The sequence below is a fragment of the Halobacterium bonnevillei genome (assembly GCF_009831555.1).
In the GTDB taxonomy this organism is placed as follows: Archaea; Halobacteriota; Halobacteria; order Halobacteriales; family Halobacteriaceae; genus Halobacterium; species Halobacterium bonnevillei.
Genome location: NZ_WUUU01000210.1, coordinates 1 through 4,603, shown reverse-complemented (window position 1 = coordinate 4,603; position 4,603 = coordinate 1). Strand labels below are relative to the sequence as shown.

Sequence of the window (4,603 nt, the reverse complement as noted above, 5' to 3'; positions counted from 1 at the left end):
CCACCACGACGAACGCACCGAGCGCGTGCTCGCGGCCGTCGACGAACTCGCGCCGGCAACCCCCTGGGAGGTCAGCGCCGAACTGTTCGGGGACCTCTCCCGCATCCACGTCCTCCACGGCCCCGGCGAGGCGTACGCCCACCTCGACCACCTCGTCCACGAGGGCGTCCTCGCCGAGACGTCGGACGGCTACGTGCGCGCCTGAGTGGCCGCTCGCTTCCGCGCCCCGGGGGATTCAGCTTCGCGACTCGCTCGGGCTCGGCACCGACGGAGACGGGCTCCGGAACCCAATCTCCTTTGCTCGCCCGCGAGTAGGGCCCGGTATGGTCGCAGAAGAGTCCACAGCGGAACTCGAGGCCGGCGACACCGCACCGGCGTTCGAACTCGAAGGCACCGACGGGGAGACGCACGCGCTCGCTGACTTCGCGGACCGCGACGCCGTGTTGCTCGTGTTCACGTGCAACCACTGCCCCTACGCGAAGGCGAAGTTCGACGCGCTCAACGACATCGCCGCGGACTACGACGACGTCGCGGTGGTCGGCGTCAACCCCAACGACAGCGAGGAGTACCCGGAGGACTCCTTCGAGCGGATGCGGGAACTCGTCGCCGACGGCACCATCCACTACGACGCGTACCTCCGCGACGAGAGTCAGGACGTCGCGCGGGCGTACGGCGCCACCTGCACCCCGGACCCGTTCCTGCTGCGGAACGCCGGCGACGGCTTCGAGGTGGCGTACCACGGCCGCCTCGACGACGCGCTCAACCCCGACGACGAACCGACGCGCGAGGGCGGCGAGGTCCGGGACGCCATCGACAGCGTGCTCGCGGGCGAGCCTGTCGAACAGGCGTTCAACCCCTCGCGCGGCTGCTCCATCAAGTGGACCGACGACTGACCGACGCTGACGCTCCGGCCGCTGAGTGACTTCCGCGTGTCCGCACGTCGCCCGTCCCTCGGACCCGAACCGCTAAGGGTCACGCTGGCGGACCATAGGCCATGAGTCAGGTACTGGACAGTACGGTCGAGGCGTTCCTCCAGGCGGCGAACCCCGCGCCGCCGCCCGTGCTCGAGGAGATGACCGACTACGGGCGCGACCAGAACTTCCCGGTCGTCGGGCCGGACGTCGGTCGGTTCCTCCGGGTCGTCGCGCGCCTCGCGGACGCCTCCCGCGTGTTCGAGTTCGGGTCGGGGTTCGGCTACTCTGGCGCGTGGTTCCTCGGCGCGCTCCCCGACGACGGCGAACTCGTGTTGACTGACTACGACGAGGAGAACCTCGAGACCGCCGAATCCTTCCTCTCGCGACTCGACACGGATGCGACGGTCCACTACGAGACCGGTGACGCGATGGCGACGTTCGAGGCGTACGACGGACCGTTCGACGTCGTGCTCGTCGACCACGAGAAGTCGAAGTACGTCGACGCCCTCGAGGACCTGCGCGGCGACCTCGCACCGGGCGGCGTCGTCGTCGCGGACAACATGATGGCGGGTCCCGTCGAACCGGAGGCGGTCACCGAAGCGCTCCGCGGCGCGGACCCGGTGGACGACCACACGGCGAGCGTCGCTCGATACATCGAGCACGTCCGCGACGACCCGGAGTTCGAGACGGCGTTCGTCCCGCTGGGCGAGGGCGTCGCGGTCAGCGTGAAAACGCAGTGAGCGCCTGTCGGGCCGATTCTTCGGCCTGCGCTCGGTCCGTCAGTCGATGACTGCCAGCACTTCGTCGGCGTGCTCCTCGGGGTCGACGCCCTCGAACGCCGCGACGATGTCGCCGTCCGGACCCACGACGTACGTGTTCCTGAACGTCACGTCCATCACGTCCCCCATGATTTCGCGTTCCCCGTACGAGTCGTACGTCGTGGCGACCTCGCCGCCGTCGTCGCTGAGCAGGTCGAACGGGAGGTCGTACTTCCGGGCGAAGTCCTTCAGGTCCTCGACGGGATCGTCGCTGATGCCGAACACGGGCACGTCGCGGGCCTCGTAGTCGCTCCAGCGGTCGCGGAAACTGCACGCTTCAGTCGTGCAGCCGGGGGTGTCTGCCCGCGGATAGAAGTAGACGACGACGTACTGGCCGGCGTGCTCGGACAGCGAAACGACGTCTCCGTCCTGGTTCGGTAACTCGAAGTCCGGCGCGGGTTCGCCTTCTGAGAGCATACGCCGCGTTTTGCCTCACGCCCCGAAGCAGTTACGGTACGAGCGCAAGCGCGTAGAGGACTGCCATTCCCACGACGACTGTGGGGAGCATGTCCTCGGTCCGCCACGCGACGACGGCCGCAACGGCACCGGCGATCAGGCGGTCGTTCCCCAGGGTGAGTGCGAGTGCGCCGTCCGCAAGCACGAGCTCCGGGACGACGAGCGCCGCCAGCACGGCCGGCGGCACCAGCGAGAGCGTCGTCTTCACGCGCGGTGGCACTTCGTCGACGCGCCCGAAGAGCGTGATGAACGACACCCTGAGCACGTACGACCCGACGGCCGCCCCGACGACGACCAGCCACAGACGCACCGACCCGAGTCCGGCTGCCGGCGTCATCGGGACCCCCTCCAGTGGTTCACGACGAAGCCGGCGCTGACGCCGGAGAGCGCCGCGACGATGATTCCGAGGTTCATCGGGACGCCGACGGCGGCGACGGCGACGAACCCGCCGACGGCGGCCGCCACTGCCGTCGGCTCGTCGGCGATGGACGGCACCAGCAGCGCGAGGAACAACAGCGGAACCGCGAACTCGAGCTGGAAGCCGTCCGGGATGCGGTCGCCCAGCAGCACGCCGCCGGCCGTCCCGGCGACGAACGACACGTAGATGGCCAGCGAAACGCCGAGATAGTACGCGAGCCTGTCGGTGTCCTCGTCGCGCTCGTACTCGGTGACGGCCAGGGCGAACGTCGTGTCCACGACGAACTGCGCGCAGACGAGGCGCCAGCGCTCGGAGAACCGCCGGAAGTGCGGCGCGATGGCTGCGCTGTACATCGTGTACCGGAGGTTCACGACCACAGCCGTGAGCACGACGATGAGGGCGGGCGACCCCTTCTGCAGGAGTTCGATTGCCGCCAACTGGGACGCACCGCCGAACACCAGCACGGACATCGAGACGGCCTGCACGCCACTGAACCCCGCCTGCAGCGCGGCGACCCCGACGACGAAGCCGAACGGCACGTTCGCCGGGAGCGTCGGCAGCGAGTCCCGCACGCCCGACACGAAGTCCTCGCGCTCTGTCACTGCCTCGCAGTAGGCGGCGTCGCGCGCATGAACGTTCCGACACCGGCACACCTGCGGCTTCCTCCCCTCTCGCTCGTCCGTAGCGGCGACGCCGCAGCCGGTCGGCTGTCGGAACAGACAACGCCAAGCAACTCCAGTCACAACGGTTCGGATATGACCGAGGGGACCTCGGACGCGGGGACCCGGCTGCGCCTCGACCTCTGGCACCCGAACTGCTGGGCGATCCAGGCGACCGAACGCAATCCGGGCGGGATTCTCGCCCACGCCGTCTACGAGGCGCCGGTGGAGGGGACGTCGACGGCCAACGGCCTGTTCACGGCGTACGGGGAGACCGAGTCGGAGGTCGAGGCGCTCATCGCCGACATCGAGTCGTCGCCGCTCACGGAGACGGTGCGGCGCCTGCAGACCCAGTTCGACACGCGGCGCCACCGCATCGCGCCCGGCGCCGTCTCCCGGGAGTTCTTCCTGGAGCACGACCCCGGGGAGATGATCTGTCCGTTGTTGCTCGAACACGGCTTCGTCCACACCGCACCCGGGAAAATCGAGGACGGCCGCGAATCGTGGGACGTGCGGTACGCCGGCCAGCGCGAGGACATCGAGGCGGAACTGGAGGCCATCCGGACGGAGACGGGCGGCGACATCGACGTGGAGAGCGTCGGGACAGTCGGCGGCGACCCCGTCCAGGGCCGTCGCCTGGAGCGACTCACGCAGGCCCAGCGCGAGGTGTACGAACTCGCCCGGGACCGCGGGTACTACGAGTGGCCCCGGGAGACGTCGACGCGGGACCTGGCGGCGGAACTCGACATCTCGAAGACGACGCTGCTCGAACACCTGCGGACCGCGGAATCGAAGCTCCTCGACCCGTAACTGTCGTCCAGAACGCGGTCCGCAGCCGCTGTTACAGCGACTGTTCGGTGCCGACGCCCGCGTCCGTCGCCGCGTCGTAGACGTACGAGGCCGCGGCGACGTCCAGGACGGCAGAGCCGACGCTCTCCATCACGAGGATCTCGTCCTCGGTCTTCCGGCCACCGTCGCCCTCGAGGACGTCCGCGATGGGAATCAGGTCGCTCTCGTCGAGGTTCGTCGCAGTGACGTCGCCGATGCCGGCGACTTCCTCGGGAACGTCGGCGAACACGCGGGCAGCGCGGTCGAAGACCTCGGGTTCGAGTTCCTGCATCTCCGCGTTGTACGCGCCGACGGCGACCACCAGCGCCCCGGGTTCGAGCGCGCCGGCCGGGAACACCGGCTCGCTGCTCGTGGTGGCGGTGACGACGACGTTCGCTCCCTCGACGGCTGCCGTCGGAGAGTCGACGGCCTCGGCGTCGAGTCCCTCGTCCCGCAGGTCGCTTGCGCACTCGTGTCTGGAGTCGCTCGGGGAGTACACGGCGACGTGTT

The 4,603-nt window shown here is 69.3% G+C and carries 6 protein-coding genes and 2 pseudogenes; 4 read left to right on the top strand and 4 right to left on the bottom strand.

Going from position 1 to position 4,603, the window contains the following annotated elements; translation table 11 throughout:
- The 3 genes and pseudogenes from GRX66_RS16765 to GRX66_RS16755 all read left to right on the top strand — a co-directional run.
- A pseudogene (locus GRX66_RS16765) lies at nucleotides 1-205 on the top strand (MBL fold metallo-hydrolase); the annotation flags it as partial.
- A gap of 118 nt (nucleotides 206-323) precedes the next feature.
- Complete coding sequence (locus tag GRX66_RS16760) at nucleotides 324-893, top strand: thioredoxin family protein (RefSeq protein ID WP_159527540.1); 570 nt, start codon at nucleotides 324-326, stop codon at nucleotides 891-893.
- A 101-nt stretch (nucleotides 894-994) separates the two neighbouring features.
- The gene (locus GRX66_RS16755; protein ID WP_159527539.1) at nucleotides 995-1,654 is read left to right on the top strand and encodes an O-methyltransferase; all 660 of its coding nucleotides are present in this window, start codon (nucleotides 995-997) and stop codon (nucleotides 1,652-1,654) included.
- A gap of 39 nt (nucleotides 1,655-1,693) precedes the next feature.
- On the opposite strand, the gene GRX66_RS16750 is transcribed toward GRX66_RS16755, so the two are convergent.
- The 3 genes from GRX66_RS16750 to GRX66_RS16740 are packed head-to-tail and all read right to left on the bottom strand — an operon-like array spanning nucleotide 1,694 to nucleotide 3,208.
- On the bottom strand, nucleotides 1,694-2,149 hold the full coding sequence (locus tag GRX66_RS16750; protein ID WP_159527538.1) for a peroxiredoxin: 456 nt from the start codon (nucleotides 2,147-2,149) through the stop codon (nucleotides 1,694-1,696).
- Nucleotides 2,150-2,180: 31 nt separating this feature from the next.
- Entirely contained in the window at nucleotides 2,181-2,525 is a 345-nt protein-coding gene (locus GRX66_RS16745) for an AzlD domain-containing protein (RefSeq protein WP_159527537.1), read from the bottom strand.
- Nucleotides 2,522-3,208: an AzlC family ABC transporter permease gene (locus tag GRX66_RS16740; protein WP_325064168.1), complete on the bottom strand. Its 687-nt coding sequence runs from the start codon at nucleotides 3,206-3,208 to the stop codon at nucleotides 2,522-2,524. The genes GRX66_RS16745 and GRX66_RS16740 overlap by 4 nt, the downstream gene beginning before the upstream one ends.
- A gap of 153 nt (nucleotides 3,209-3,361) precedes the next feature.
- Here GRX66_RS16740 and GRX66_RS16735 point away from each other — a divergent pair, with 153 nt between their 5' ends.
- Entirely contained in the window at nucleotides 3,362-4,075 is a 714-nt protein-coding gene (locus GRX66_RS16735) for a helix-turn-helix domain-containing protein (RefSeq protein ID WP_159527536.1), read from the top strand.
- 31 nt (nucleotides 4,076-4,106) lie between these two features.
- Here the strand turns inward: GRX66_RS16735 and GRX66_RS16730 are convergent.
- A pseudogene (locus GRX66_RS16730) lies at nucleotides 4,107-4,603 on the bottom strand (ornithine cyclodeaminase family protein); the annotation flags it as partial.